The sequence below is a fragment of the Falsiruegeria litorea R37 genome, assembly GCF_900172225.1.
In the GTDB taxonomy this organism is placed as follows: Bacteria; Pseudomonadota; Alphaproteobacteria; order Rhodobacterales; family Rhodobacteraceae; genus Falsiruegeria; species Falsiruegeria litorea.
In genome coordinates, this window is record NZ_FWFO01000001.1 from 1269170 (window position 1) to 1293724 (window position 24555).

Genomic DNA, 24555 nt, shown 5'->3' on the forward strand with positions numbered 1-24555 from the left:
CAGGATTTGGCGAATAGGTGAGGAACGAAAATGGTCGCGTTAACAAATACCTGCATGCCGGGGTACCTGCTCAGCGCGAACCCAGGTTTGATTTGGGATGCGCACTATAGCGATTTTGACGAGCAGGCGCTGCGGTTGGTGGGGCATGACCAGTCCTATGTGCAGCTGACGCCCGGCGCCTTTGAGGGGCGATTTTTGTCCTGCAACTTGGGGCGCGACGTGGCCATTCACATCGAACATTGCAATCAGGCTTTGGAGCAGAAGGTGTCGGGACACTCGACAGCTCTGTCAATTGGCGTGGCAATCCAAGGCGGACAGAGCTTTCTGGCCAACGGCGAAGGACTGTCACCGGACGATATCCTGTTCATCCCGCCCGGCAGCGATCTGCATTTGCTCAGCCCGGTGAATGGCGCGATCCTGGCGATCACAGTACAGGACAGTGCTCTGCGCGCCTTCACCTCTTGGTCTCGGTTGTTGGCGGCACTGCTGCACGAAGGGCCCCGTGTGCAGATCTTGCGCAATTCACAACTTGCCCGCCGCATACGCGAGGATGTCGTGCAAGCCATCGAAGGCTGCAATCGGGCAGAGTGTTCCGAGGCGGAGGCCGCCAGCCTTGGCCACGCCCTGCTGGCAGGGCTGTTGGCCAAACTGTCCATTGACCTGAGTGCAGCATCTGATTTGGGAGAGGGGACTGCTCGCCAGTCCTATGATCGCTACATGGCGTGCCGCGATGCCATTCTGATGGATTGGGAGCGGCTACATGATCTTGACGCGCTGACAGATCAAACCGGCATCAAGCGCCGTTCGTTGCAGCAGGCGTTCACGTCCCATGTCTCGGCTGGACCGTTAACCTATCACCGGATCATACGGCTGCATCTGGTGCGGCGGGCTTTGTTGGAACCAGACGCGCAAGGCGAAAGCATTGGGGATATCGCCGCGCGCTATGGGTTCTGGAACTGGAGCCAGTTCACCCAGCACTATCGCAGTCATTTCGGAGAGGTGCCGTCGCAGACGCGAACGTAGATTTGAAAGGGGGGGCATTGAGCCCCCCGTCCTGACTTACTTGAGGAAGGGGTCTGCCTTCATCGTGTCCGCCACAGGCGCGCCCATCAGCGACAGGATGGTGGGGGCGAGTTGCAGTTGGTCGATCACATAGTCTTCGGTCGGGCCTTCGGCGTCGCCAAAGTAATAAAGCGCGGTTTCCTGTTGCAGCGGCCCACGTCCGCCGTGATGGCCACGCTCGTCTTGACCGTGGTCAGCGGTGACGATCACGTCATAGCCCAGCTGACGCCAACGCGGGATGAAAGGGGCCAGCATCTCGTCCATGACGAAACAGGCGTGGTCCATCTGCTGGCAGTCGTGAAAGAACCGGTGCCCCATGCTGTCGAGCGTGCAGGTGTGCAGGATGCCATAATCCAGTCCGAACCGCAGGGCCAGATTGGTGAGCGTACCGAACAGATCCACATCCGACGGGGTCATCTGGTTGTCGTGACCATAGCCTGTCATCGAATGAAACCGGCCATGGTTGATCGTCTTGCTCTCGGGCTCGTCATATTCGATGTCGCGGACATAATCGAACGGGTGGCGGTTGAAGAACTGCGACCAAAAGCTGTGGGTCACTGCACCAGTCACACCGCCGCCTTCGCGCACCTGGCTGAATATGTCCTTGTGGGTCAGCCGGAACACGTTGCCGTTGCCGGTGCAGCCATGTTCTGCCGGGGCAACGCCCGTGTGGATCGAGGCATAGCAGCTGGCCGAGATCGACGGCAGCACTGCGCGCAGTTTCCACACACGGGCGTCGCCGCTGTCGACCCACCCTTCGAGGTTGCCAAACAAGCGGCGAAAGTTGCGCCAGGGCACACCGTCTAGAATGATCAAAAGAACTTTCCGGTCCATCGCGATCTCCTTTTCGCGTCACGGGTTTTATCGACCATAAGGGGCAGGGCGGGCCGTGCAGGTCAATTCACGCCCCCAATAGTAAAATCCCGACGCCTGCCAAGATGCAAAACGCCGGGATTTCAAATCTTCATCGAAGTGTCGTGAAACCGTTAGTTTCCGGCACTCTCCATCTTGCGGTTGGCGACCACCTCTTCCAGCCAACCCAGACGCATCTCGGGGACCGAGCTGAGCAGGAGGTCGGTGTAGTCGTCGAACGGCGGGCTGAGCACTTCGGACTTCGACCCATAGCGCGCCACGCGGCCCTGATACATCACCGCGATTCTGTCGCTGATCGCGCGGACCGTCGCCAGATCGTGGGTGATGAACAGATAGGCCACATTCTCGATCTTCTGCAGATCCAGCAGCAGCTTGAGAATGCCGTCCGCCACCAGCGGATCGAGCGCCGATGTCACCTCGTCACAGATGATCATCTTGGGCTTGGCCGCCAGCGAACGCGCGATACAGACACGCTGTTTCTGACCACCAGACAGTTCCGCCGGATAGCGATCCATGAATTTTTCGCCCAGTTCGATCTCGTCCAGCAGTTCGATGAGCCGCTTGCGCTTTTCATCGCCCCGCAGGCCGAAATAGAACTCCAGCGGACGTCCGATGATGGTGCCGACAGTTTGACGCGGGTTCATCGCCGTGTCCGCCATTTGATAGATCATCTGCAATTCGCGCAGATCTTCCAGCGAGCGCCCTGCCAGATCATTGCTAAGCGTGCGCCCGGCAAAGTCGATCTGACCATCGCGCGGTGGCAACAGGCCGGTGATGACGCGGGCAAGTGTCGATTTGCCTGACCCGGATTCACCCACCACAGCCAAGGTCTGACCGGGGTGCAGTTCGACGTTGACGTTGTGCAAAACGTCAAAGTTGGTGCCCTTGTAGCGCGCGGTGATGTTACGCACGCTCAGCACCGGTTCCGGGGTCGGCGGCTTCTCCTCGTGCTCGATAGAGCGGACCGACACCAGCGCCTGCGTATACTCATCCTGCGGGCGATTGATGATCTGATCGGTGTCCCCGTATTCGATGGTGTTGCCCATCCGCAGAACCATGATGTCGTCACTCACCTGCGCCACAACCGCCAGGTCGTGAGTGATGTAGAGCGCGGCAACACCGGTGTCTGCGATGGCCTCTTTGATCGCCATCAGAACGTCGATCTGCGTGGTCACGTCCAGAGCCGTTGTCGGCTCGTCAAACACCACCAGATCGGGTTCGGGGCAAAGCGCCAGAGCGGTCATGCAACGTTGCAACTGACCACCTGATACCTGGTGCGGATACCGCTCGCCGATGTTGTCGGGATCGGGCAGACCCAGTTTGGCAAACAGGGTCCGGGCGCGGGCTTCGGCGTCCTTGCGAGAGAACTTTTTCTGTTCAACCGCCGCCTCGACCACCTGATCCATGATCTTTTTCGCCGGGTTGAACGAGGCCGCCGCCGATTGCGACACATAGGTCACCTCGGCGCCGCGCAGGTTGCGGATGTCCCGGATGCCGGATTTCAGGATGTCCCGGCCATTGACCCAGACCTCGCCTCCGGTGATCTTCACACCGCCCCGGCCATAAGCCATCGAGGCCAGGCCGATGGTGGATTTACCAGCCCCGGATTCCCCGATCAGACCCAGCACCTTGCCGCGCTCGAGGTCGAAATCGACCCCGTGCACGATGTCGATGTCATGAGGCTTTTCGCCCGGCGGATAGACCGTCGCACCGATCTTGAGACCGCGTACTTTCAGCAGAGTGTCGCTCATCCGCGGCCTCCTTTCAGGGATGTGGTCCGGTTCAGAACCCAGTCAGCAATCAGGTTGACCGAGATCGCCAGTGTGGCGATTGCCACGGCGGGATAGAGCGCCGCACCGATGCCAAAGTTGATGCCTTCCTTGTTCTCTTTCACGATGCCACCCCAGTCTGCGAGCGGCGGCTGAACGCCAACACCCAGGAACGACAGGGTCGAGATGAACAGAACCATGAAGATGAACCGCAGACCCAGTTCCGCCACCAGCGGCGACAGGGCGTTCGGCAGGATTTCCCGAAAGATGATCCACTTGAGCTTTTCACCCCGCAGACGCGCGGCTTCGACATAGTCCATGACCGAGATGTCTACGGCGACCGCGCGGGCCAGACGATAGACACGGGTTGAGTCGAGCAGGCCCATGAGCACGATCAGGGTCACAACAGTGGCCTCGATCGACGACAGGATAACCAGCGCCAGGATCAGCGACGGGATCGACATGAACAGGTCAACCAGACGCGACAGCGCCATGTCGACCCAACCGCCCATCACGGCCGCAAAGAAGCCCAAGGACGAGCCGGTCACAAAGCTCAGGATCGTGGCCAGGGTCGCGATCCAGATTGTCGTGCGCCCGCCATAGATCATGCGGCTCAGCAGGTCGCGACCAATCTGGTCGGTGCCCAGCAGGTGCTCCGCTGACGAGGGTTCCCAAACGTCGCCCACAACCTCGGCCATGCCATAGGGGGCAATGACAGGGGCCAGGGCGGCGGCGATGAAATAGGTTGCCGTGATCACCAATCCGATCAGGGCTGAGAGAGGGATATTCTTCATCATTTTGGATGCCTCAGCCTTGGGTTGGTGAGAATGGAGACGACGTCGGCAAAAATGTTGAGCAGGATATAGACCGCGGCAAAGATTACACCGCAGGCCAGCACAACCGGCACATCCCGTTTCACCACTGCGTCCACCAGATACTGTCCCATGCCGGGATAGGCGAACACCACCTCGACCACGACGACGCCCACAACCAGATAGGCCATGTTGATCATCACAACGTTGACGATCGGCGCGATGGCGTTCGGGAAGGCGTGACGCGCGATAACCTGGAAGCCGGTCAAACCCTTGAGTTCCGCCGTTTCGATATAGGCCGACTGCATCACGTTTAGGATCGCGGCACGGGTCATGCGCATCATATGCGCCAGAACCACCAGCACCAGAACAGCCACGGGCAGGGCAATCGCGTGCAATTGCTCCAGCAGGCTCATCGACGACGAGATATTCGCAAACGACGGGGCCCAGAACAGTTTCACGGCGAAGAAGAAGATCAGGATATAGGCAATCATGAACTCAGGCAGCGAGATCGAGGCCAGCGTGACACCCGAAATCATCTTGTCCGGCCAGCGGTTCTGATAGCGTACGGCGATCAGGCCCAGCAGAATGGCCAGCGGTACCGAAATCAACGCAGCCCAGAAGGCCAGGAACAGCGTGTTCGCCATACGAGACGCCACACTGGTTGCGATATCCAGTTTGTTGGTCAGGGCGACACCCATGTCGCCGGTCAGAATTCCACCCAGCCATTCGAAATAGCGGGTCAGTGCGGGTCGGTTCAGACCCATCTCCTCGCGCAGGTTGGCAAGGGATTCAGCGGTTGCGGCTTGTCCCAGGATGGCTTGCGCTGCATCTCCGGGAAGGGCTTCGGTCAATCCAAAGATCAAGGCCGAAGCGGCGAGGAGAAGGAGGGCGCCCAACGCTAAGCGTTGAGCGACCAGTTTCACAATCGGATGCATCCGTTCTGGACCTTAGGCTTTCCAGGTCTTCTTGGACGCGTACCAGTTCATGACCGGGCCGTTCGGGTCGGGCTCATAGCCTTGGACCGAATTCGAAACGGCGTCGATGAAGTCATTGAACATGGGCAGGATCAGGCCCCCTTCGTTGCGCAGCATCTGACCCATTTGCGAGTAGGTTTCTTTGCGCTTGGCTTCATCCAGCTCGGCACGTGCCGACAGGAGCATCTCGTCAAAGGCCGGGACCTTCCAACGGGTGTCGTTCCAGTCTGCGCTCGACAGGTAAGCTGTCGAATACATCTGGTCCTGCACCGGACGACCACCCCAGTACGAGCAGCAGAACGGCTGCTTGTTCCAGACTTCCGACCAGTAACCATCGTTGGGCTCACGCTTGATTTCCAGCGGGATGCCTGCCGCTTGGGCCGACTGCTGGAACAGAGCGGCCGCGTCCACAGCACCCGGGAAGGCGCCGTCTGCGGTACGCAGGATGATGGGCGAACCGTCGTGGCCCGACTTCTCATAGTGCTCTTTGGCTTTTGCCAGGTCGTGCGCACGCTGCGGGATGGTGTCATCAAACAGCGGGTAGGCCGCGTTGATCGGCATGTCGTTGCCAACACCGCCATAGCCGCGCAGGATCTTTTCGACCATCTCTTCGCGGTTCACGGCGTATTTCAGCGCCAGACGCAGCTCATTCACGTCGAACGGCGCGGTGTCCACGTGCATGATGAACACATAGTGGCCACGACCCGACACGTTTCGAACTGCCAGGTTCGGTGCGCGATCGAGCAGCTGAGCGATCTTGGGCTCAACGCGGTTGATGATGTCGACCTGACCCGACTGCAGCGCGGCGGTCCGCGCGGTTGCGTCGTTCAGGGTGATGACTTCAACACCGTCATAGTGCGCGACAGCGTCTCCGCCCCAGTAGTTGGGGTTGCGCTTGAAGGTCATGCGCACGCCGGGCTCATCGCTTTCCAGCGTGTAAGGGCCGGTAGAAACCGCTTCGGTCGGGTTGTCGAAACCGCCGCCCGGCTGGATTGCCAGGTGATAGTCGCCGATCAGGTAAGGCATGTCGGCATTGCCAACGCCCAGGGTCAGTTCGAAGACGTCGCCGTCTGCACGCATCGACTCGATGCCTTTGACGATGCCCAGGGCACCCGACTGCGAATCTTCGTTGGTGTGACGTTCCATAGTGCGCATCACGTCTTCGGCGGTTACCGACTTACCGTTCGAGAACTCGATGCCCTTGCGGATCTTGAAGCGCCAGGTTTTTGCGTCTGCCGAGCCTTCCCAGCTTTCTGCGACCAGACCTTCGAGGCTGCCGTCGGGGCCAACCTCGACCAGGGTTTCGGCCCAGTTGCGGCCGCCCGCGATCGGAACGTCCGATGCCCACAAAGCGGGGTCTTGCGAGTTGGTGGATTCGCCGCCCTGAACGCCCATTTTCAGGACACCGCCCTTAACCGGGCTAGCCGCCTTGGCGGCGTCGGCAAACATCGAGCTGGCAACAGCAGCAGAAACGCCCAGTGCAGCAGCTTTGCCCATGAACTCGCGGCGGGTCATTTTCCCGGCCGTCACGTTCTGAGCCATAAAGTCGAGTTGATCTTTCATTAGTTACTCCCGTTGAGTGGTCGCGCGATTTGCGCTGTTTTTGTTGATTGGTGAGTCAAGGTTTGCGTATTTCCCCCATTCGGGCAAGCCTCAATGCAGGGCATTGCCCGGACCGAAGTTACATTTCGGTTCTTGGAATTTTATCACTCAGGTCGCGTTTGTACACAAGGGTGTCGTTTTCATAGGCAAACAGTCTGGCATTGAGGTGGAAATCCGCGTGATCGGCCCACATTTCACAATGTGTTTCGGTTCGAATATTCCAGTCGCCTCGACCCATTTCATCCGTCCAATGACAGGTTCCGCGTGCAGAAAGCGGGTCATCGGGGTGAATCACCCATGTCTCGCGCGCGACACTGGCGGTCATCAAGCCGTGATCGTCATCTACGGTACGGCCGTTGTCGTCTTCGATGATCAAGCGCACGTCGCCAGTGGCCTGATCGATTTCGGTGCGGCGCGTGTTCGAGCCGTCTTTCACAACCGTGATCTTCCACGGCTCATCTGCGTCAGCCGGGGGAAAGGTCCATTCATCCTGTGATCCGGCGGGGCGCATCGGCAGATCAATCTGTCCTTGGGCAAGCGTCAGCGTGGGCCGCTCAGGCGAAGGCCAGATCATCGGCCAGTAGCTGGTCGAGACCGCAACCCGCAAACGGTGACCCTTAGGCACGCGGTAAGCGATGTGATCAAGGTCGAGTGTGATGTCATAGCTTTCGCCCGGTTTCAGCGGCGCGGGATCGCTGTGGCTGTCGCGGTGAGTCAGGTTCAGAACGCCATAGGTGATCCGCGACGACGTGCCATCGGGCAGCACGTGGTTCAGCCGCACCGCGATCTGGGCCTGCGGCTTGTCCGAGGTCAGCGAAAGCCGGATGTGCGGCGCGCCAACGATATCCAGGTCTGTATCCAGCGGGTCGCTGTCAAAGCAGCACGACAAGGCGTCATCCATGCGCTGGTCGCCGGGCAGCTCTGGTCCGGCCCAGAAACTCCCGTATTCACCGCATTCCATTCCGCAATGCAGCGGGGTGTTGATTTGCCTGTCCAGCGGCCCGTCCGGCCCCAGACCGGTGTTGCTCAGATACCAGGTTTCGGTGGGCAGATGCGACGTCGCCCCTTCGGCCTCGACAATCCAGCGCCCGTCGCGGTGCTCGGACCGGCGCTCGGGTGCCACGCCATCCATCACATAGGCGCGGTAATCGGGGTCATCCTCGGCCCCGTTTTCGATGCCTTTCAACCAACGATCCCACCACCTGAGCGCCTCTTGCAAGAAGCCGATGCGCGGACCGGGGATGGCGAAATGAGGGTATTTGTGGATCCAGGGACCATTGATGCCCTTGGTCGGCACCGACAGGTTTTCCACCAGCAGCGGCACCGTGTTCATGTAACTGTCGCCCCAGCCGCTGAAGGTCAGCACGGGCGTGCGGATGGCCGAAAAATCCTCGCAGATCGAGCCATGCTGCCAATAGGCGTCGCGCGTCTGATGACGCAGCCAGACCGAGGGCAGGAAAGGCTCGTTTTCCAGCCGCTCCATCCACATACCGCGCCAGGCGTCACCCACCAGCGCCGAGTCAGGTGCCCGAGAGGAGAACGACCACATAGTCGCGCCCCAGCCCAGGTTCTCGTTCAGCAGGCAACCGCCCTTGTAATGGATGTCGTCGGCGTAGCGATCCGCGGTGGAACACAGCGACACCACCGCCTTGAGCGGTTCGGGTTGCATCGCCGCCACCTGCAGCGCGTTGAACCCGCCCCAGCTGATCCCCATCATCCCGACGGCACCGCTGCACCAATCTTGCGCAGCGAGCCAATGGATCACCTCGACCGCATCGTCCAGCTCTTGCTGGGTGTATTCATCCTCCATCAGCCCCTGGCTGTCGCCATTGCCGCGAATGTCGACCCGGACGCAGGCATAACCGCGTTTGGCCATGTAGGGGTGGGTCAGCGCATCGCGGGCACAGGTGCCGTCGCGTTTGCGATAGGGCAGGTATTCAAGGATGGCAGGAACCGGAGCGGTGTCGGCATCCTTGGGACGCCAGATGCGCGCCGACAGGCGGCACCCATCCGACAGGGTAATTCCGATATCCGCAAACTCCTGGATATCGAGCAAGGCGTTGGTGTTCGTCATGCTGTCGACTGTTCCGGGGGACATGCGACACGTCAAGCGCGGGAAGCGACCGCGAAAATGCGATTTCCGACAGGGTTGGCCGCTAGGCTGTCGCCCGGATGGCAATCAGCAGATCCATCACGTTGGTTCCGGTCGGGCCAGTGGTCAGTAGGGCGTCATGCCGGGCCAGATACGGGCCGCTGTCTGCAGCCTTCAGGTGCGCCTCGGCCGCATCAGACCACGTTGTCCCATCCACGATGCCGCCTGCCGCATCTGTTGGTCCATCGGTGCCATCGGTTCCGCCAACCAGAATGATGAGATCACCCTCGCCAGCGATCTCTTTTGCCAGGGCCAGGGCCAAAGCCTGATTGCGCCCGCCTTGGCCGGGGTTTTCGGGCAGGACAACCGTGGGTTCGCCACCCAGAACCGCCACACCTGGCGGCATATCGCGGAGCTGCGCTCCCACCTGCGCTGCTAATGTCGGCAAGTCCAGATGAAGCGCTTCTGAATTGGCAACAACCTCCAGCCCCAGCTCCGAGGCCTTGTTTGCCGCAGCGGTACGCGCATGCGCATTGCTGGCAATGATCCGCGCGTTTGCTTTGAAATCGTGGCGATCTGGCAAGGCCCCGATGCCCGAGCCGATGACCATCAGGTCATCGCCCGGCACATCCGAGATCGCCAAAACATCGACTTGGGCGCCTTTGAACCCGGCCAGCAGATTGCCACCCTTCACGTGCGAGATTTTGCGCCGTTCCGCGTTCATGGTCGTGATGTCCAACCCTTCGGCCAACAAACGTGTGTTGAGCGCGGTCAAGTCGTCCAGATCATGACCTTCGACCAGATCTTCGGCCAGGGACGAAGCGCCGCCAGAGACCAGCAGCAAAAGCGCGCTGTCCACCGTCATCGCCCGAACCGCCAGCCGCAACGCCCGTCCTCCAGCAAGGCTGCGGGCGTCGGGGACAGGGTGGGCGGCTTCGATCAGCTCGACCTCATCGGGCAGGCCGGAGCCATGACCATCTTTGGTCACGACCAGGCACGGTGTGCCGGGAAACCTATCCAACGCGGCCTGCGCCATGGTGGCAGCGGCCTTGCCTACGGCCAGAATACGATCCGGGCGTCGGACGTTGGCCAGGGCCTGATCGGTCGCAGAATATCCGCCGACGGCATCCACGCCGGCCTGCCAGATCGCGCGGGCTTGATCCTTGGGCGTCATTCCGTGTCCATCCAGATCGTGACAGGGCCATCGTTGAGCAGTTCGACCGCCATATCGGCACCGAATGTGCCAGTTGCCACCGGGATACCCAGCCCGGCGACGCGCGCGGCGAAATCCAGATACAGGCGCTCTCCCTCGTCGGGGCGGGCCGCCGTTGAAAATCCGGGCCGATTGCCGCGGCGCGTGTCTGCGGCCAGCGTGAACTGGCTGACGATAAGGGCCGAACCGCCGATGTCCAGCAAGGAGCGGTTCATCTTGCCGGCCTCATCTTTGAAAATCCGCAGTTTCGAGATCTTGCCCGCCAGTTGCTCGGACTGCGCCTCGGTATCGCCTTGCATCGCGCAGATCAGGATCAGCAGCCCTTGCCCGATCTCTCCGATGATTTCTCCCTCGACTGTGACCGAGGCGCGAGAGACGCGTTGTATCAAAGCTCTCATTCGATGTCTTTCCATGTGGGGGCCTGCGCCCCGTGATGTTGCACGCTGAAACTGGCGGCACGCACACCGTTCGCGATGGCTTGCGTCAGGGTGGGCCTGTCGATCTCTGCCAAAGGCGCTAGCATGTTTGCCCGCACCAGAGAGGCAAGAACACCGGCATTGAATGTGTCACCTGCGCCAACCGTGTCGCAAACCGTGACTGTTGGCGCAGGGTGGCTGTACTGCCACGTGCCAAGGGACGCAATGATGCCATCTGCGCCACGGGTATGCAGCAAAAGCTGATCGGGGCGCAGATCGGGCAAGGGGCCGAACCATTCCAGGTCTTCGTCAGACACCTTGAGCACAGACGCATGTGGGATCATTCGGCGCAAGCGCTCCTGATGGGCCTTGGTATCTTGGATGACCGACGGGCGGATGTTGAGGTCCAGCCAAACCAATCCGGGCGCGGCCTGCATCATGAGCTGCTCAAAGGCATCGGCAGCAGGCGCGTGAACCAGGCTGATGCCGCCAAACACCAGAACCTTGATCGATGGTGGTAATTTGGGCAAGTGGTCGGGCCGCAGCGCACGGCCCGCGCTGCTTTCGTCGTATAGGTCAAAGTGGGTCCCGTCCGGCAGCACCTGCGCGATCGCCAGTGTTGACGGATGTGGACTGCGGTGGACAAGCGATATGTCGACGCCCTCGGTCTGCAAATGAGCAGCCAGGCGCACGCCCATGGCATCCGTGGACAGGGCGCCGAAAAATCCCACGGGAACGTCCAGGCGCGACAAGGCAACCGCGCTGTTGACTGCAGCCCCACCGGCAACAGGCAACAGTCCGCCAGAACCGTCCGCCAGCGGTACTAGGTCCATCACGGCCTCGCCACAACACAGGATGCGTGGCACGCCTATCCCCGCCATGTCACGGTTTCGCCAATTCCGGCGCGTTCGGTGCGGAACCCGTTGGCCGGATGATCGGGGGCGGAATAGCCAAATGAGATCGCACAAAGGATCAGCCGATCCTGGGGGATGTCAAAATAGCGGTGCAGGAAAGGCCCATAAGAGGCCACCGCTGCCTGTGGGATTGTCGCAACGCCAAGGGCCTGGGCGGCCAGAGTAAAAGCCGTGACATATCCACCAGTGTCCATTGCGCCATAGGGGCCAAGGTCCGCGGGGCTGTGCAGGATCGCGCAGTGTGGCGCGCCAAACAGGGCAAAGTTCTGCATCATCTGCCGGGCAGATCCCGCCCGGTCGCCTTTTTCGACGCCAACCGCCTCATACAGTGCCCAGCCACAGGTGCGGCGACGGTCCTGATAAACGCCGGTGTAGGCCGATGGAAACGGCAGGTCGGGTTTGGGTGCCCCTGTTGCGACCTCATGCTGGAGCGCCTCACGAAAGCTGTCTGTTTCCGAGCCACTGGTGATGATCACTTCCCACGGTTGCGCGTTGCACCAGCTCGGCACGCGCTGCGCGGCTGACAGGATCTGTTCGATCTGTTCCCGTGGCACCGGATCGGGGCGAAAGGCGCGGCAGGAATGGCGGGCGCTCAGCAGCGCATTCAGGGCGTCATAGGACATGGGACTCTCTCCTCTTGCGCGCACCTTGGCGGGCAGGCGCGGGCTGTGCAAGTCCTGACGTTTACGAGTGGGGCTGGGTTTCAAAAGGCGACGCAGACGCGCATCGCGTCCAGGACCGCGGCGTGCATGTTGCGTCCTGTGACCGCATCCCCAACACGGGCGAGGTGGTAGCGTCCCGTCTCATTGGTTCTTGGAAAGGGGAACGTGCCAGTGATCAAGGCATCATGATCCAACTGTCCCTGATTTATCGAGCGCGTTTTGAGTTCAAAGAAAAGGTCATCCATCGGGCATAGCCCGTGTTCGACAACCACGTGATCAACCCGCCTTTCGGTCAGATTGCCGGTCAGGACGTGTTGTAGACGCGCGATGATCTGGTTTCCCTCGCGGGACAGATCAGCGAGGTCGTGCAAGCAGGTAAAAGTGGCCCCATTGGCGCTGAGGTTGCGCAAGGCAACAGCGCTTGTTGTTGGCCCCAAATCATGGAGCAACGCCCGATCAGGTGTCACAAGTTCAACTGCGTGGCCTGCGCTGGACAGGACATCCATCGTCACGGCGGCAGGGTGATCGCCCACTTCGTCGAACAGCAGAATGCTGCCTGAAATGCGCGCCTGCCCGGACAGGATATCCCAGCTGGAGATAGCCAGATCACCACCCGGAAGATCCAGCGGTGCAGGCCAGCCACCGGTTGCAATGACCACCAGATCCGGGTTTTCGCCTTCAACATCATCGGCGTCGGCAAAGGTGTTCAAGCGTATGTCTATGCCCAAGGTCTGGACCTCGGAGATCAGCCAATCCGCAACGCCCCAGATCTGACGGCGCGTCTTGCCCTTTGATGCCAGAACCAGTTGCCCGCCCAGCCGATCGGAGGCTTCGAAAAGTGTAACCTCATGCCCGCGCAGAGCGCTGACGCGCGCGGCCTCCAACCCGCCGGGACCGCCGCCCACGACAACCACTTTCTTTGGCGTGCTGCCGGCGAGGACGATGTGGGGCAGGGTCTGCTCTCGTCCCGTTGCGGCGTTGTGGCCGCAGATGGCGGGTTTGCCCTGGTTGACGCGGTCAACGCAGTAACCCAGACCGACACAGGGTCGAATGCGCGCCTCCTCTCGGCGGGCCAGTTTTGCCACCAGATAGGGGTCCGCCATTTGCGCACGGGTCATGCCCACCAGATCGACGTGCCCGCCCGCCACCGCGTGTTGAGCCGTCGCGATGTCGGCGATGCCGCCTGCATGCAGAATGGGCAGGTCGATTGCGTCGCGGATGCGTCCGGCCACCGGGATATGTGGCGCCGAGGGAAGGCCCATGGGACGCACCCATTCGGCCAGCCCCAAATCGTCATAGGGTGCGCCCGCCAGGATGTTGAGCAGGTCCACATGGCCTGACGCCTCAAGCATTTTGGCCGCTGCAACGCAGTCATCCGCGCTCAAGCCGCCCTTGGTCAACTCATCCCCCGTGATACGCATCGACACGATGAAGTCCGCCCCGACCTCGGCGCGCACGGCATCCAGCACCTGCAACGTCAGGCGCATCCGGTTTTTCAGCGACCCGCCATATTCATCGTCGCGCAGGTTTGTGATCGGCGACAGAAACTGCCCCAACAGATGGGAGTGAGACAGAAATTCGATCCCGTCAAAACCGCCTTGCTGACAGCGTAGTGCCGCTCTCGCAAAATCGCGGATCACGCGGTCGATGTCCTGCTGTTCCATCACCTTGGGAAAGGCCCGGTGCGCCCGTTCGCGCACGCCAGATGGGGCAAGCACAGGCAGCCAATGACCGTCGTCCCACGCTGTTCTGCGCCCCATGTGGGTGATTTGGCACATCACCGCCGCGCCATGTTCGTGCACACCATCCGTGAGCTTTTGAAACCACGGAATGATGCTGTCATCCCCGGCATACAGCTGACCAAAGACCGAGGGGCTGTCAGGCGCAATATTGGTTGACCCGCCGATCATCGTCAGCGCGACACCGCCCTTGGCCTTTTCCTCGTGGTAGAGGCGATATCTGTCGCGGGGATGGCCATCTTCGACATAATTCGGCGCGTGCGACGTGCTGACGATACGGTTGCGCAAGGTCAGGTGCTTCAGGGTGAACGGATCCAGAAGGCTGGTCATGATCGCGCTGCTCCGGTTACGGGGGATGGGGGAAATGCCCCACGCCCGCGACTGCATCACGATCGCAGGCTAGCTGGCAAGGCGAAAGGCCAATTCACATTGCCCGACGTCTACGATCAATCTACCGACATTGTGCTCTTGGTTATTGGTTCGTCGCGACCAGATATCCCAATCCGGCAGCCGCCAAGAGGCCGATCGTCACAGCGATGGTGATCTTGATCGCAGACCAGGGCCGCTCGCCCTGCACCCGACCAGTGCGGCCATTGACGACAAAACGATAGGTCTTGCCGCGATATTTGTAAGCTGCAAGCCAGACCGGCAGCAGGATATGCTTGAACGTCACATCCGAGATCGCGGTGTCGATGTCATGGATGCGTTGCTGGTCCCCGCCAATGTCAAAACGTACATCGCGTTCGATCACCCGCGACATGTGATGACGGGCTTCGGTATAGCCATCATTCAGCTCGACAGTATAAGCCTCGGCCCGAAATCCTGCGAGGTACTGGGGTTGATAGGGCTCCAGCGCGGGCAAATCCCACGGTTCCAGCGCGTCAGTGTAGGATTTTGGCAAGCTGGTCGAGGCCAGAACCAGCACATCGTCAAAGAACCGCGCCACCCGGCCCGATTTGGGAGACCAGCGGATCTTGGGCACCTGTTCGGTGACCTGTTTGCCGTCACGCATGACGGTGCGGGTCTCGTAATATATCGTCCCGCGCTCACCGCGATAGCTCGACTTGGTGTCGGCATCAAAGGTCCAGTAGGGGACATAAATGCCCTGCATCTTACGCCCTTTGCGGGCATATTCCTTTAGCCCATTGGGTGCAAACCACAGCGCGCCCAGCCAATCACTCATCGCGCCATGGGCCGAGCGTTCATCCAGTGCAAAGGGCAGCACGCCGCGCGGTTTGATGTGACGGTTCACGCCCGTGCCGGTGACCACAGGCGTGGCGCAGAACGGGCATTCGGCCGCGTGGGTGTCAGGGTCGAACTCGACCTGAGCGGCGCAGTTGGGGCAGCTCAGGACGCGGGTCTCTTCGATCTCGGTCTCGGGCAGGTCCTGGGCCATGGCGGCGTCGAAATCCAACTCGCGCAGGGTCGCCCCCTTCCATGGGCCCGTGCTGATCGCCTGGCTGTGACCGCAGTGGTCGCAGGTCAGCGACCCATCCTTGGGGTTGAACCGATAGTCCGCGCCACAGTTGTCGCAGGGAAAGCGATGCTCGCCGCTGGGGGATGGTGGGGTCTGGGTTGGCAGGGGCGGTGGCACAGAGGTCATCTTGGGCTCAATCCTGGCGTGGGAAATGAAGGTATTCGGACCGCTTTTCCGCGGGCAGAACGTGCTTTACCATGGACGGTTCATAGGCGCCGATGCGCTGAAAGCTGCGCCGTGCGTCCGACAGGGCCAATCCGTGGTTGGCGGCTGATGGTTCTTCCATATCGGTGTCATGGTAAACGTCTTCGTCCTCCCAAAAGCAGATGGGACAGATCAGACATCTCCCGCGCTCTGCCAAGGTGACGTAATCACAGCAGGGGCAGATGTAGCGCGGCGGCGGGTCGTTGGCCGCGCGCCGCTCGGCGCGGGTCATGTGTTTGCGTCGGGTCGGCGTTTTGCGGCCGGTGGTTGCCCGGCCAGTTGCGCCGTCCAGTCCGCGCTCGTCCGCAGAAGAGGGCATCCAATCGCTCCGTCAAAGGTATTTGTGCAGAATACGCGGCACCATGATACGCAGCGCATTGTCCTTTAGCCAGAGGTGCCGCCACAGATGAAACCCGATGTGGCCCACAACCACGATGATCAGCGCGTCAAAGGCAATCTCGTGAACCTCTTGCGCAAGATCATGCAGGGTCTTGCTGCCAATGCCGGGGTTTATCTGCAGCCAACCAAAGGCGCGAACGGCAAAGGGGGCGGCGAGGCCGGCCATGGCGCCAGTGGCGACAATGATGGGCATGCCCCATTGCAGGGCCTTGTGAGACAGCGGATGCAGGCGCTTGGCAACGCCCGGCAGTTTGGGGCCAGGACGGCCAGCCAACCCTTTTCGCAGATAGATCAGGGTCCAAATACCAACGACGATGGCCAGCAAAAGCCCCATGCCCGCATGGGTGCTAAGGCCAGCGCCGGGATCTGCGGGTACCTCATCCGGTTCGACCAGAAAGAAATACCCGATCAACCCGGCCGACAGCCAGTGCATCCATTTCAAAACAGAGCGTCGGTTCATCGATTACGCCCCAGGCGGCGGTGGTGGCAGAATGGTGAACAGCTGCGCCAGTTCCTGTACGTCCTCGGCGCGCTTCCAACCGTCCTGACCCGCGGTCCAGACAAAAGTTTCGCGCGTGATCTCGCCTGAGGTGGCCATGCGGCCCAGTTTGGCTTTTGAGAACGGGCCGGATGTGACCCCATCCACCGCGATGTGCCAAACATGTTCGACCGGCGGCGGGGGCGGTGGTGCAACGGGCGCTGCCGCCTGCGGTGCAGCGGGGGCGGGGCGGGTGCCCCAAGGACCTGCGGGCTGACCCGCTGCCATGTTCCCCATCTGCTGAGCCCCCATCTGCTGAGCCATGGCCATGCCCATTCCCATGCCAAGACCGGCGCCCATTCCGCTGTTCGGGGTGCTGGCAGCGGCGGTCATCGCCTCGGCCGCCGAATATTGCGTGAACTTGCCCAGATCACCTGCCAATCCCATCGACGTCCGCTTGTCCAATGCGGCCTCGACCGCTGGCGGCAGCGAGATGTTCTCGATGTAGAACTCGGGCATCTCCAGCCCGTAGCCTTCCAGCACGGGCGAGACCTCGGCCGCGATCAACTTGCCCAGATCGGCCGTATTGGCGGCCATGTCCAGCACCGGGATGCCTGATCCTGAGATGACGCGCGAAAACTCCTGCACGATGATATTGCGCACCTGAAATGAGATCTCGTCCATGGTGAATTCGCCGTCGGTCCCCACGATCTCGATCAGGAACCGGGCCGCGTCTTTGACCCGCACGGTGTAGGTGCCAAAGGCGCGGATGCGCGTGGGACCAAACTCGGGGTCGCGCAGCATGATCGGGTTCTTGGTGCCCCATTTCAGATCATTGAACCGTGTCGTATTGACGAAATAGATCTCGGATTTGAACGGCGATTTGAAGCCGTGATCCCAATGCTGCAGCGTTGTCATGATCGGCATGTTGTTGGTCTCGAGCATATAGAGCCCGGGCGTGAACACATCCGCCAGCTGCCCCTCATGCACAAACACGGCCGCTTGCCCCTCACGCACGGTCAGCTTGGCGCCGTATTTGATCTCGTGCCCTTCACGCTCGAACCGCCAGACCATTGTGTCCCGCGTGTCATCGACCCAATGAATGACGTCGATGAACTGCCCCGAGAGAAAATCGAAAATACCCATGATCTGCGGCTCCCATGTCGCTTGTTGGAACTATACTCGTTCCAGTTCTCAAATCTATGCAAGAGTGGCGTTGTTCAAAAGTGAGAATGCATGTGAAATCATCCCCGTAATTCGAGAGTGCGGCCCAGTCGATGCAGTTGGAATCTGCTTCGGGGGGCTCCCGCCCCCGCATCATGCCCTGACGGGCCCTTGCGGGGTTGGGCCGAGCGCCTCGCCTGTCGGCGAGGCGCGGCACCGCAGAACGAAAGGCTCGTTCAGAGCGACTGCCCCATCGCCTCGCGCGCCAGGATGTTCACCACAGGGCGGGCCTCTTCGGCGGTGATGCCTTGTTTCAGCCGGGGATCGTAGAGCATCATCAATAGCTTTTCGTCATGGCTGGTCAGTAGGGCAAACTCGTCATCGTCGTTGAAGATCGAGGGCCGCGCGCGGGGGCTGTCGTTGGGCAGGCCCAGGCCTTGGGCGATTTCCTCGTGCACGCAGGACAGGCGCACCAGGTCCGGGTGCTCGGCCCGGATCAACGCCACGGCGCGGGTGTAATTGTAGGGCGTGCCATTGCCCGACACCGCCACCACCAGGCAATAGAAAGAGCGGGGAAGATCGCGGAAGATCGCCAATTCGGCTTCGCTGATGGTCGGGATCAGCTGTTGCAGCCGCGCTTGCAGGAAATCGCTGTCATCTTGACCGGCGACAAAGACATGAAAGTTCGCATTTCGGGACGCGGTGCTGATCGAGTGGCCGGTTATCCGCGCCAGTCGTGACACATATGCGTCGATATTGGCCCTGTCGGTGGTGCGTTGTTCCAGCGGGACAGACGCACCGAATTCAGTGCTTATTCGCACTGGCCCACTCCAGCGGCTTAACTGTCCGCTGGAGCCGCGTGCTGAAGAGCCAATGCCAGCCGCGCTGTATTCTTCGAAAAACGCAATGGTTTCAAAATTGCGCGCCAGATCATTGGCGTCAAAGGGTGTATCGGGTCCGCCTCCGTCGGTGCGCAGCAAGCCGCGCGTCAGCAGATCATTCTGCACCTTCTCATAATACCGTGCTAGATCCTGACTTGCGGCGGATTGGGGGATCACCTCGTCTCCGACTGGGGCCAAGCCAGCTGGTCGGGTCTGGGGGAAGGGGGTCGTGCGCGGTGTCGGGTCACAGGCCGACAGCGCCATAAGGGCGGCCAAGACCACCCCCATGCGCAACCCTATACAACCCTGAACCTGCACCGATCAGTTCGGCACGGCGGTGCCGGAATTATCGCCAATGCCATCCTTGCGGGCCTTGGCAGCTGCCAGGGTGTCCCGCAGTTCGGCTTCCATTTTCTTGAGGTCTTCTTCGGCTGCGGCCCGCTTTGCCTTCCCTTCGTCCGCGATCTGGAGGCTTTCCTGAATGGTGCCGATCAGGTCGGCATTGGCCTGTTTCACCGCTTCGATGTCAAAGACGCCACGCTCCATTTCCTGGCGGATCATCTTGTTGCTTTCGCGCAGGTTCGCCGCGTTCGACGTCAGCAACTCGTTGGTCAAGTCGTTGGCATCACGCACAGCAGCTGCGGCCTCGGCCGAGCGTTGGATGGTGACGGCCTGCGCCAGCTGCGTCTCCCACAGCGGTACGGTGTTGACGAGCGTCGAGTTGATCTTGGTCACCAGCGACTTGTCGTTTTCCTGCACCAACCGGATCGACGGCAGGGATTGCATGGTCACCTGGCGGGTCAGCTTCAGGTCATGTACCCGGCGTTCCAGATCGTCGCGCGCCGCCCGCAGGTCGCGCAGCTCCTGCGCTTTCATCACCTGGTGCTCTTCGGGGGCGGCCTGAACCTCGGCCTCTTTCGCAGGGATCTCAGAGCTGTCGAGCTCGGCCAGTTTTTCTTCGCCCGCCGCGATATAGAGCGCCAGTTCGTCGTAGAAATTCAGTGTCTTATCATAAAGCAAGTCGAGCGATTTGATGTCCTTGAGCAGCGTGTGTTCATGCCCCAGCAGATCATCAGTGATCCGGTCAATCTGACCTTGGACCTCTTCATATTGCGCTGTGAACTTGGCAAAGGGGGCTGCCTTGCCCAGCAGTTTCTCCCACCAGCTGCGATCGCGGCGCACGTCCAGCTCGCTGACCGAAAAGCCGCGAATGGTGGTGACGATGTTGCGCAGGGAGTCACCAGCAGGGCCCACATCCTTGTTGCGTACATCGGCCAGCATCGCCTGGCTGATCTCTTGCAGTTCGGCCTGCGCACCCGAGCCAAAGGCAACGATCGAGTTGGTGTTGCCCATGTCGATCTCGTCCATGCGCTTGCGGATTTCGGCGCTCACCGGCTCGTCCGCGTCCTGCATCGACACCACCTCGGCCTGTGGCTCGGGCAAGACAACGGCGGTCACTTCTTCAACGGCGGTGGTGGCTTCGGCTGCCTTTTGGCGGACTGTGTCGGACATTTTCGGGTTCCTCGTTACGTTTGGGGCCACTAGAGCGGGCGGTCAATCCAACCGGACACCTTCGCGCTGCAAGCGTTCGCGCAGCACGTCGATTTCCACGGTCAAGTCGCTGCGGTCATCCAGCAGCATCTTTTGGGTTCGGGCGGCAAAGTTCTGTTCCAGGTCGTCCAGCAGGGCGACATAGTCGGCCAGCGCCTTTTCATCGCGGCTGCGGCTGTAGAAGTCGGCAAATTTCACCGTCGCGTCGCGTGCGCCGCGCAGGTAAACGGTCAGGTACTTGCGGGCACCGCTCAGATCGCGGGGATCCTCCTCGACCGTACGAAAGAGGTCGCGGGCAGTGGCTTGAAATCGCTCGACACGGGCCTCGATCTGGCGGTTCTTGGCGCGTTTGACGGCTTCGGTCATGGCGTCCAGATAGGCTTCGGCCTCGTCCACCACGCGGGCGACACGGTCCTGTTGAAAGGTGTCTACGCCTTCCATTCCCTTGTCTGACAGGGGGTCGATGCCAAAGGCAAGCGCGTGCAGGGCTGTTCCGGCGGCGCCGAACAGTACAGGTGCGATCAGGCTGACCTGACCTGCCACCTCGGCGTCCAGATAGTCATTACGAAACGCTGCAACACCCACACCGATGCCGGTCAGCAGGCTGGCCGCCATTTTGCGTGGAAAGGCCGGGCGGCGGGCCACTTTGCGGGCGTTGAACGCCGCCTCGGCCCGCAAACCCTCGCGCAGCAGCAGGGCTGCACCCGTCAGAAAACCGGCCGCACCCAACCCCAGAGACATGCCAATGGCGCCATCATTGATGGACATGAACACCAAGGGGATCGCCGGGATAAACATGACATTGGCCCGTGCGCCAGCAGGTTCTACCCGCGCACCGTCGAATGTGCCGCGGGGTTTGGGAGCATCTTCAGAGCTGCCATCGGGGCTGTATTTTCCGCCGTATCGTTGCGCCATGGGTTCAGAGGCCCCCCAACCAGCCGGTGCAGACACCGAACAGCAGGACAATCAGGGCCGCATAGGCCAGTTTCTGAACTCCGGTCTGAGACATGCCGCCCCCCTCGATGAGCCGTTGCCCATGAAACTAGGCGATGGCGCGGCGCCTTGCTAGGGGGAAGTCTGCGCTAAATCGCTCAGTCCCGGCGCTTTTTCGCCGGGGGCTTGCCTTTGGGGCCTGCTGCGCGTGGGCCGGGTTTTCCGGCAGGTTTCGCACCGGGTTTGCCCACAGGTTTGTTGGGGCGGCGCAGACTTTTGCTTGGATCGCCCACACCGGGTTTTCCCGAGGGGCCACGGCGGCGCTGCGGACGGGCTGGTTTGTCCGTCTCTTCCACTGGCTTGGCTTCGGCATCCAGGCCCAGTTGATCGCGCAGCACGCGGCGGCGGATTTCCTCGACCTCTCCCGGCTTCAGCTGACCCAGCTGAAACGGGCCATAAGATACCCGCAGCAGGCGGTTCACGGACAGGCCAATCTCTTCCATCGCGCGGCGGATCTCGCGGTTCTTGCCTTCGCGGATCGCCACGGTCAGCCAGGCGTTTGCCCCCTGTTGCCGGTCCAGCGAGACGGTCATCGGCTGGAACCGTTCACCGTCGATCACCATTCCCTTGCGCAAAGGCGCAAACTGATCCTCGGTCGGGCGTCCGTTCACCCGCACCCGGTATTTGCGCACCCACCCGGTGGAAGGCAGCTCGAGCTTGCGTTTGACGCCGCCATCGTTGGTCAACAGCAAGAGCCCCTCGGAGTTCAGGTCGAGCCGCCCGACACTCATGACGCGGGGCATGTCCTCGGGCAGCTCGTCATAGATCGTGGTGCGCCCCTTTTCGTCACGATCCGTGGTCACCAGGCCGGTGGGCTTGTGATAAAGCCACAGACGCGCCGGTTCAGGGGCCTTGATCGGCTTGCCTTCGACCGTGATCTTGTCCTTGTCGGTGACGTTCAAGGCGGGCGAGGTGATGGTCTTGCCATTGACGGTGACCAGCCCGGCCTGGATCAGCCTTTCGGCATCCCGGCGCGAGGCGACGCCTGCGCGGGCCAGAACCTTGGCGATACGATCGCCTTTTGGCGTCTCTGAAGATGGGGTTTTGCTCATGGGTTGGGGCTTTAGCCCATTCCGGCTGCTTGCGAAAGCACCCATTCTTGGGCAGTTTAGGGCATGACCTTCAAATCCCATATGAATCAGGCACTTGCCGAGGCCCGCGCCGCCGCAGACCGCGGCGAGGTGCCGGTGGGCGCCGTCATCGTGTCCCCTGATGGAGAAGTGGTGGCCGCCGCAGGCAACCGCACCCGTGAGTGGAACGATCCGACCGCTCATGCCGAGATCGTGGCCTTGCGCGCGGCCTGTGCGGCGGCGGGGTCCGAACGGTTGGTGGGCTATGATTTGTACGTGACGCTAGAGCCTTGTGCGATGTGTGCCGCCGCCCTGGCAGCTGCCCGGATCGGGCGGATCTACTATGGCGCGTCCGATCCGAAATCAGGTGGCGTAGCCCACGGTGCGCGGGTGTTTTCCCACCCCCAGGCGCATCACAGGCCCGAGGTTTACGACGGCATCGCGGCGCAGGAATGTGAGCATGTGTTAAAGGACTTCTTCGCGCTGCGACGCGGCGCAACAGGGGGCGACAGGGGCTAGGGGGCGGGCTGTGACATGCGTGCACAGGGCGTGCACCACCCGTGCACTGCTGCGTGCTGCTGCACTGCAGCACGTGCGTTTAGGGTTTGGTAAGAAGGGTATTGGATTTGGTTAATGGTGCGGCACTTGGCAACTTTTGCGGCATCAGAGAGGCGCAGTAGATCGGGCCGCTTACAGCGCAGAGCGGTCATTCGTTTGTGCCGCAGAAATGGACTGTTCACAGCCCGAAGCGAAGACCCAACATGTTCGGCGTCAATGCAGGACCTTGCAAGGCCTTGGTGGCTGATTTGGGTGGGGTTGTATTGCGAAAGGCGCCGGTTATGCTCGTCCTTTTCCAAGTTTCATCAAGATTGGTATTTTTCTGTTGGCTGTCTTGGCAAATTACAGATGCGGATCATACAATCATTTGGATTGAATTTATTGGACACGTCAGCACCGAGCTAGTTTAGCCGATTGGACACATTCATGGCCCAAGCCCTCTTCTCGCATTACGCATCCAGGATTTTCCTCGTGAGTAGGGTGTGGGTTTTGTGCGGATTTTTTGGTGCGGCACCAATAGCTGCTCTTGGCGATGAACTCGACAAGAAGCAGGGGATCGATCTTTACGGTCAAATCAATCGCGGTATCTTGTTTTTTGATGATGGTGCCGACAGCGATGTCTATCCGTTTGTTGACAGCTCGAAATCTGTATCTCGCCTTGGCCTGACCTATGACGCGCCATTGAGCAATGGGTGGCAGTTCCAGGCTCGGGGTGAGGTTGGGCTTGTTTGGGGAGAAACGAACGCAATCAATCAAGTTGACGGATTTTCAGGAAGCTTCGGGAATGCGTCCGAGCCACTGAGAAAATTGGAGATCTCGTTCAGCCACCCAGAACGCGGCACATTTTTCCTGGGTCAGGGCGCCATGGCCAGTGATGGCGTGACAGGACAGGATCTATCTTTGACCAATGTCGTCGCGGGGGCTGCGGTCAAGGATGTAGCGGGTGGATTTTTCTTTCGGCGGACGGATGGGACCCTTACCAATTTCCGCATCAAGGACCGGTTTCGCACTCTTGGCAGCAGCCGCAGGTTGCGGGTGCGGTATGACACGCCGGTCAACAACAACCTATCCTTTTCCCTGGCCGCTGGCCGCGAAGTTCTGGAGGACAGAGATGGCCGGTATTATGCCGATGCCGCAGTTCGATACGATGGGGGGCAAGGGGATTGGCGGTATCGCGGGGCTGCGGCCATTCGCTGGGCCGGGGGGTACGACAACACTCAGTTTCGACCCAAGCAGCTCAGCTTTATTGCGTCGGGCTCGATCCTGCACAAACCGTCCCGTTACAATCTGACGCTCGCCTATGGGATCGAGCAAAACTCTGGCTATTACGCCTATGCCAAGATTGGTCGTCGTTGGTACAATTTCCTTCCCTACGGTTGGACCGCAGCCTCTTTGGACTACTATTATTACGAAGATCCCAGGCACAACAACCAAGTCGGAAACTCCATCGGTCTTGCGGTTGTTCAGCAATTCAAGAAGCAGAAGTTCGAAATCTATGCAACTATCCGAAACTATGACTATGATGATGATACGGCAGACTATTTTGACAGTTACGCTGTTTTGACTGGGATTCGTTGGCGATTTTGACGGCCTGTATTGGGAGAGCTACGCCAAGTGCCGTGCGGGGTGACCGCAGGGGTGGGGGAGAC

Annotated in this window: 22 protein-coding genes; 3 read left to right on the top strand and 19 right to left on the bottom strand. The window is 60.7% G+C overall.

Going from position 1 to position 24555, the window contains the following annotated elements; genetic code table 11:
* Window positions 1-30 precede the first annotated feature (30 nt).
* Window positions 31-1023 carry a helix-turn-helix domain-containing protein gene (locus tag TRL7639_RS06310; RefSeq protein ID WP_085794899.1) on the top strand — a complete coding sequence of 331 codons (993 nt, stop codon included), beginning with the start codon at window positions 31-33 and terminating at the stop codon, window positions 1021-1023.
* Between the two features lie 36 nt (window positions 1024-1059).
* On the opposite strand, the gene TRL7639_RS06315 is transcribed toward TRL7639_RS06310, so the two are convergent.
* From TRL7639_RS06315 to TRL7639_RS06405, 19 genes are all read right to left on the bottom strand, one after another.
* Window positions 1060-1896: an alkaline phosphatase family protein gene (locus TRL7639_RS06315; protein WP_085794900.1), complete on the bottom strand. Its 837-nt coding sequence runs from the start codon at window positions 1894-1896 to the stop codon at window positions 1060-1062.
* Window positions 1897-2048: 152 nt separating this feature from the next.
* Window positions 2049-3686, bottom strand: coding sequence for an ABC transporter ATP-binding protein (locus tag TRL7639_RS06320; protein WP_085794901.1), 1638 nt, complete (start codon window positions 3684-3686; stop codon window positions 2049-2051).
* Window positions 3683-4498, bottom strand: coding sequence for an ABC transporter permease (locus tag TRL7639_RS06325; RefSeq protein WP_085794902.1), 816 nt, complete (start codon window positions 4496-4498; stop codon window positions 3683-3685). Before TRL7639_RS06325 ends, TRL7639_RS06320 begins: the two co-directional genes overlap by 4 nt.
* Window positions 4498-5454 carry an ABC transporter permease gene (locus TRL7639_RS06330; RefSeq protein ID WP_085794903.1) on the bottom strand — a complete coding sequence of 319 codons (957 nt, stop codon included), beginning with the start codon at window positions 5452-5454 and terminating at the stop codon, window positions 4498-4500. Before TRL7639_RS06330 ends, TRL7639_RS06325 begins: the two co-directional genes overlap by 1 nt.
* 12 nt (window positions 5455-5466) lie before the next feature.
* A complete protein-coding gene (locus TRL7639_RS06335) occupies window positions 5467-7056 on the bottom strand; it encodes an ABC transporter substrate-binding protein (RefSeq protein ID WP_085794904.1) in 1590 nt (529 codons plus the stop codon).
* A gap of 118 nt (window positions 7057-7174) precedes the next feature.
* Window positions 7175-9169 (bottom strand): CocE/NonD family hydrolase, encoded by a 1995-nt coding sequence (locus tag TRL7639_RS06340; RefSeq protein ID WP_085794905.1) that lies wholly within the window; start codon window positions 9167-9169, stop codon window positions 7175-7177.
* An 82-nt stretch (window positions 9170-9251) separates the two neighbouring features.
* Entirely contained in the window at window positions 9252-10361 is a 1110-nt protein-coding gene (locus TRL7639_RS06345; RefSeq protein WP_085794906.1) for a glycerate kinase type-2 family protein, read from the bottom strand.
* Complete coding sequence (gene dtd, locus TRL7639_RS06350) at window positions 10358-10798, bottom strand: D-aminoacyl-tRNA deacylase (RefSeq protein ID WP_085794907.1); 441 nt, start codon at window positions 10796-10798, stop codon at window positions 10358-10360. Before dtd ends, TRL7639_RS06345 begins: the two co-directional genes overlap by 4 nt.
* Window positions 10795-11697 carry a carbohydrate kinase family protein gene (locus TRL7639_RS06355; RefSeq protein WP_085794908.1) on the bottom strand — a complete coding sequence of 301 codons (903 nt, stop codon included), beginning with the start codon at window positions 11695-11697 and terminating at the stop codon, window positions 10795-10797. Before TRL7639_RS06355 ends, dtd begins: the two co-directional genes overlap by 4 nt.
* Window positions 11685-12353, bottom strand: coding sequence for a nitroreductase (locus TRL7639_RS06360; protein ID WP_085794909.1), 669 nt, complete (start codon window positions 12351-12353; stop codon window positions 11685-11687). Before TRL7639_RS06360 ends, TRL7639_RS06355 begins: the two co-directional genes overlap by 13 nt.
* Before the next feature lie 80 nt (window positions 12354-12433).
* Window positions 12434-14461: an oxidoreductase gene (locus TRL7639_RS06365; protein ID WP_085794910.1), complete on the bottom strand. Its 2028-nt coding sequence runs from the start codon at window positions 14459-14461 to the stop codon at window positions 12434-12436.
* A gap of 142 nt (window positions 14462-14603) precedes the next feature.
* Window positions 14604-15734 carry a TFIIB-type zinc ribbon-containing protein gene (locus TRL7639_RS06370; RefSeq protein WP_085794911.1) on the bottom strand — a complete coding sequence of 377 codons (1131 nt, stop codon included), beginning with the start codon at window positions 15732-15734 and terminating at the stop codon, window positions 14604-14606.
* A 7-nt stretch (window positions 15735-15741) separates the two neighbouring features.
* Window positions 15742-16131 carry a CPCC family cysteine-rich protein gene (locus TRL7639_RS06375; protein WP_235820270.1) on the bottom strand — a complete coding sequence of 130 codons (390 nt, stop codon included), beginning with the start codon at window positions 16129-16131 and terminating at the stop codon, window positions 15742-15744.
* 12 nt (window positions 16132-16143) lie between these two features.
* The gene (locus TRL7639_RS06380) at window positions 16144-16671 is read right to left on the bottom strand and encodes a cytochrome b (protein ID WP_085794912.1); all 528 of its coding nucleotides are present in this window, start codon (window positions 16669-16671) and stop codon (window positions 16144-16146) included.
* A gap of 3 nt (window positions 16672-16674) precedes the next feature.
* Window positions 16675-17835, bottom strand: a complete 1161-nt coding sequence (locus tag TRL7639_RS06385; RefSeq protein ID WP_085794913.1) for an SPFH domain-containing protein — start codon at window positions 17833-17835, stop codon at window positions 16675-16677.
* Between the two features lie 254 nt (window positions 17836-18089).
* Window positions 18090-18998, bottom strand: coding sequence for a DUF2927 domain-containing protein (locus tag TRL7639_RS06390; protein ID WP_370808938.1), 909 nt, complete (start codon window positions 18996-18998; stop codon window positions 18090-18092).
* 57 nt (window positions 18999-19055) lie between these two features.
* The gene (locus TRL7639_RS06395) at window positions 19056-20246 is read right to left on the bottom strand and encodes a toxic anion resistance protein (protein WP_085794915.1); all 1191 of its coding nucleotides are present in this window, start codon (window positions 20244-20246) and stop codon (window positions 19056-19058) included.
* A 42-nt stretch (window positions 20247-20288) separates the two neighbouring features.
* Window positions 20289-21200 carry a 5-bromo-4-chloroindolyl phosphate hydrolysis family protein gene (locus TRL7639_RS06400; RefSeq protein WP_085794916.1) on the bottom strand — a complete coding sequence of 304 codons (912 nt, stop codon included), beginning with the start codon at window positions 21198-21200 and terminating at the stop codon, window positions 20289-20291.
* Window positions 21201-21376: 176 nt separating this feature from the next.
* On the bottom strand, window positions 21377-22330 hold the full coding sequence (locus TRL7639_RS06405; protein WP_085794917.1) for a pseudouridine synthase: 954 nt from the start codon (window positions 22328-22330) through the stop codon (window positions 21377-21379).
* 63 nt (window positions 22331-22393) lie between these two features.
* On the opposite strand from TRL7639_RS06405, the gene TRL7639_RS06410 reads away from it, so the two are divergent.
* Both TRL7639_RS06410 and TRL7639_RS06415 read left to right on the top strand, forming a co-directional pair.
* Window positions 22394-22867 (top strand): nucleoside deaminase, encoded by a 474-nt coding sequence (locus tag TRL7639_RS06410; protein ID WP_085794918.1) that lies wholly within the window; start codon window positions 22394-22396, stop codon window positions 22865-22867.
* Between the two features lie 510 nt (window positions 22868-23377).
* Complete coding sequence (locus tag TRL7639_RS06415) at window positions 23378-24493, top strand: porin family protein (protein WP_165759766.1); 1116 nt, start codon at window positions 23378-23380, stop codon at window positions 24491-24493.
* The last annotated feature ends 62 nt before the right edge of the window (window positions 24494-24555 follow it).

Bases quoted from the DNA above. Each gene is read 5' to 3' on its own strand.
- TRL7639_RS06405 (WP_085794917.1), bottom strand. From the start codon at position 22,330: ATGAGCAAAACCCCATCTTCAGAGACGCCAAAAGGCGATCGTATCGCC.
- TRL7639_RS06340 (WP_085794905.1), bottom strand. From the start codon at position 9,169: ATGACGAACACCAACGCCTTGCTCGATATCCAGGAGTTTGCGGATATC.
- TRL7639_RS06395 (WP_085794915.1), bottom strand. From the start codon at position 20,246: ATGTCCGACACAGTCCGCCAAAAGGCAGCCGAAGCCACCACCGCCGTT.
- TRL7639_RS06380 (WP_085794912.1), bottom strand. From the start codon at position 16,671: ATGAACCGACGCTCTGTTTTGAAATGGATGCACTGGCTGTCGGCCGGG.
- TRL7639_RS06360 (WP_085794909.1), bottom strand. From the start codon at position 12,353: ATGTCCTATGACGCCCTGAATGCGCTGCTGAGCGCCCGCCATTCCTGC.
- TRL7639_RS06335 (WP_085794904.1), bottom strand. From the start codon at position 7,056: ATGAAAGATCAACTCGACTTTATGGCTCAGAACGTGACGGCCGGGAAA.
- TRL7639_RS06315 (WP_085794900.1), bottom strand. From the start codon at position 1,896: ATGGACCGGAAAGTTCTTTTGATCATTCTAGACGGTGTGCCCTGGCGC.
- TRL7639_RS06375 (WP_235820270.1), bottom strand. From the start codon at position 16,131: ATGCCCTCTTCTGCGGACGAGCGCGGACTGGACGGCGCAACTGGCCGG.
- TRL7639_RS06320 (WP_085794901.1), bottom strand. From the start codon at position 3,686: ATGAGCGACACTCTGCTGAAAGTACGCGGTCTCAAGATCGGTGCGACG.
- TRL7639_RS06390 (WP_370808938.1), bottom strand. From the start codon at position 18,998: ATGGCGCTGTCGGCCTGTGACCCGACACCGCGCACGACCCCCTTCCCC.
- TRL7639_RS06385 (WP_085794913.1), bottom strand. From the start codon at position 17,835: ATGGGTATTTTCGATTTTCTCTCGGGGCAGTTCATCGACGTCATTCAT.
- TRL7639_RS06410 (WP_085794918.1), top strand. From the start codon at position 22,394: ATGACCTTCAAATCCCATATGAATCAGGCACTTGCCGAGGCCCGCGCC.
- TRL7639_RS06355 (WP_085794908.1), bottom strand. From the start codon at position 11,697: ATGGCGGGGATAGGCGTGCCACGCATCCTGTGTTGTGGCGAGGCCGTG.
- TRL7639_RS06330 (WP_085794903.1), bottom strand. From the start codon at position 5,454: ATGCATCCGATTGTGAAACTGGTCGCTCAACGCTTAGCGTTGGGCGCC.
- dtd (WP_085794907.1), bottom strand. From the start codon at position 10,798: ATGAGAGCTTTGATACAACGCGTCTCTCGCGCCTCGGTCACAGTCGAG.
- TRL7639_RS06325 (WP_085794902.1), bottom strand. From the start codon at position 4,498: ATGAAGAATATCCCTCTCTCAGCCCTGATCGGATTGGTGATCACGGCA.
- TRL7639_RS06400 (WP_085794916.1), bottom strand. From the start codon at position 21,200: ATGGCGCAACGATACGGCGGAAAATACAGCCCCGATGGCAGCTCTGAA.
- TRL7639_RS06345 (WP_085794906.1), bottom strand. From the start codon at position 10,361: ATGACGCCCAAGGATCAAGCCCGCGCGATCTGGCAGGCCGGCGTGGAT.
- TRL7639_RS06365 (WP_085794910.1), bottom strand. From the start codon at position 14,461: ATGACCAGCCTTCTGGATCCGTTCACCCTGAAGCACCTGACCTTGCGC.
- TRL7639_RS06310 (WP_085794899.1), top strand. From the start codon at position 31: ATGGTCGCGTTAACAAATACCTGCATGCCGGGGTACCTGCTCAGCGCG.
- TRL7639_RS06370 (WP_085794911.1), bottom strand. From the start codon at position 15,734: ATGACCTCTGTGCCACCGCCCCTGCCAACCCAGACCCCACCATCCCCC.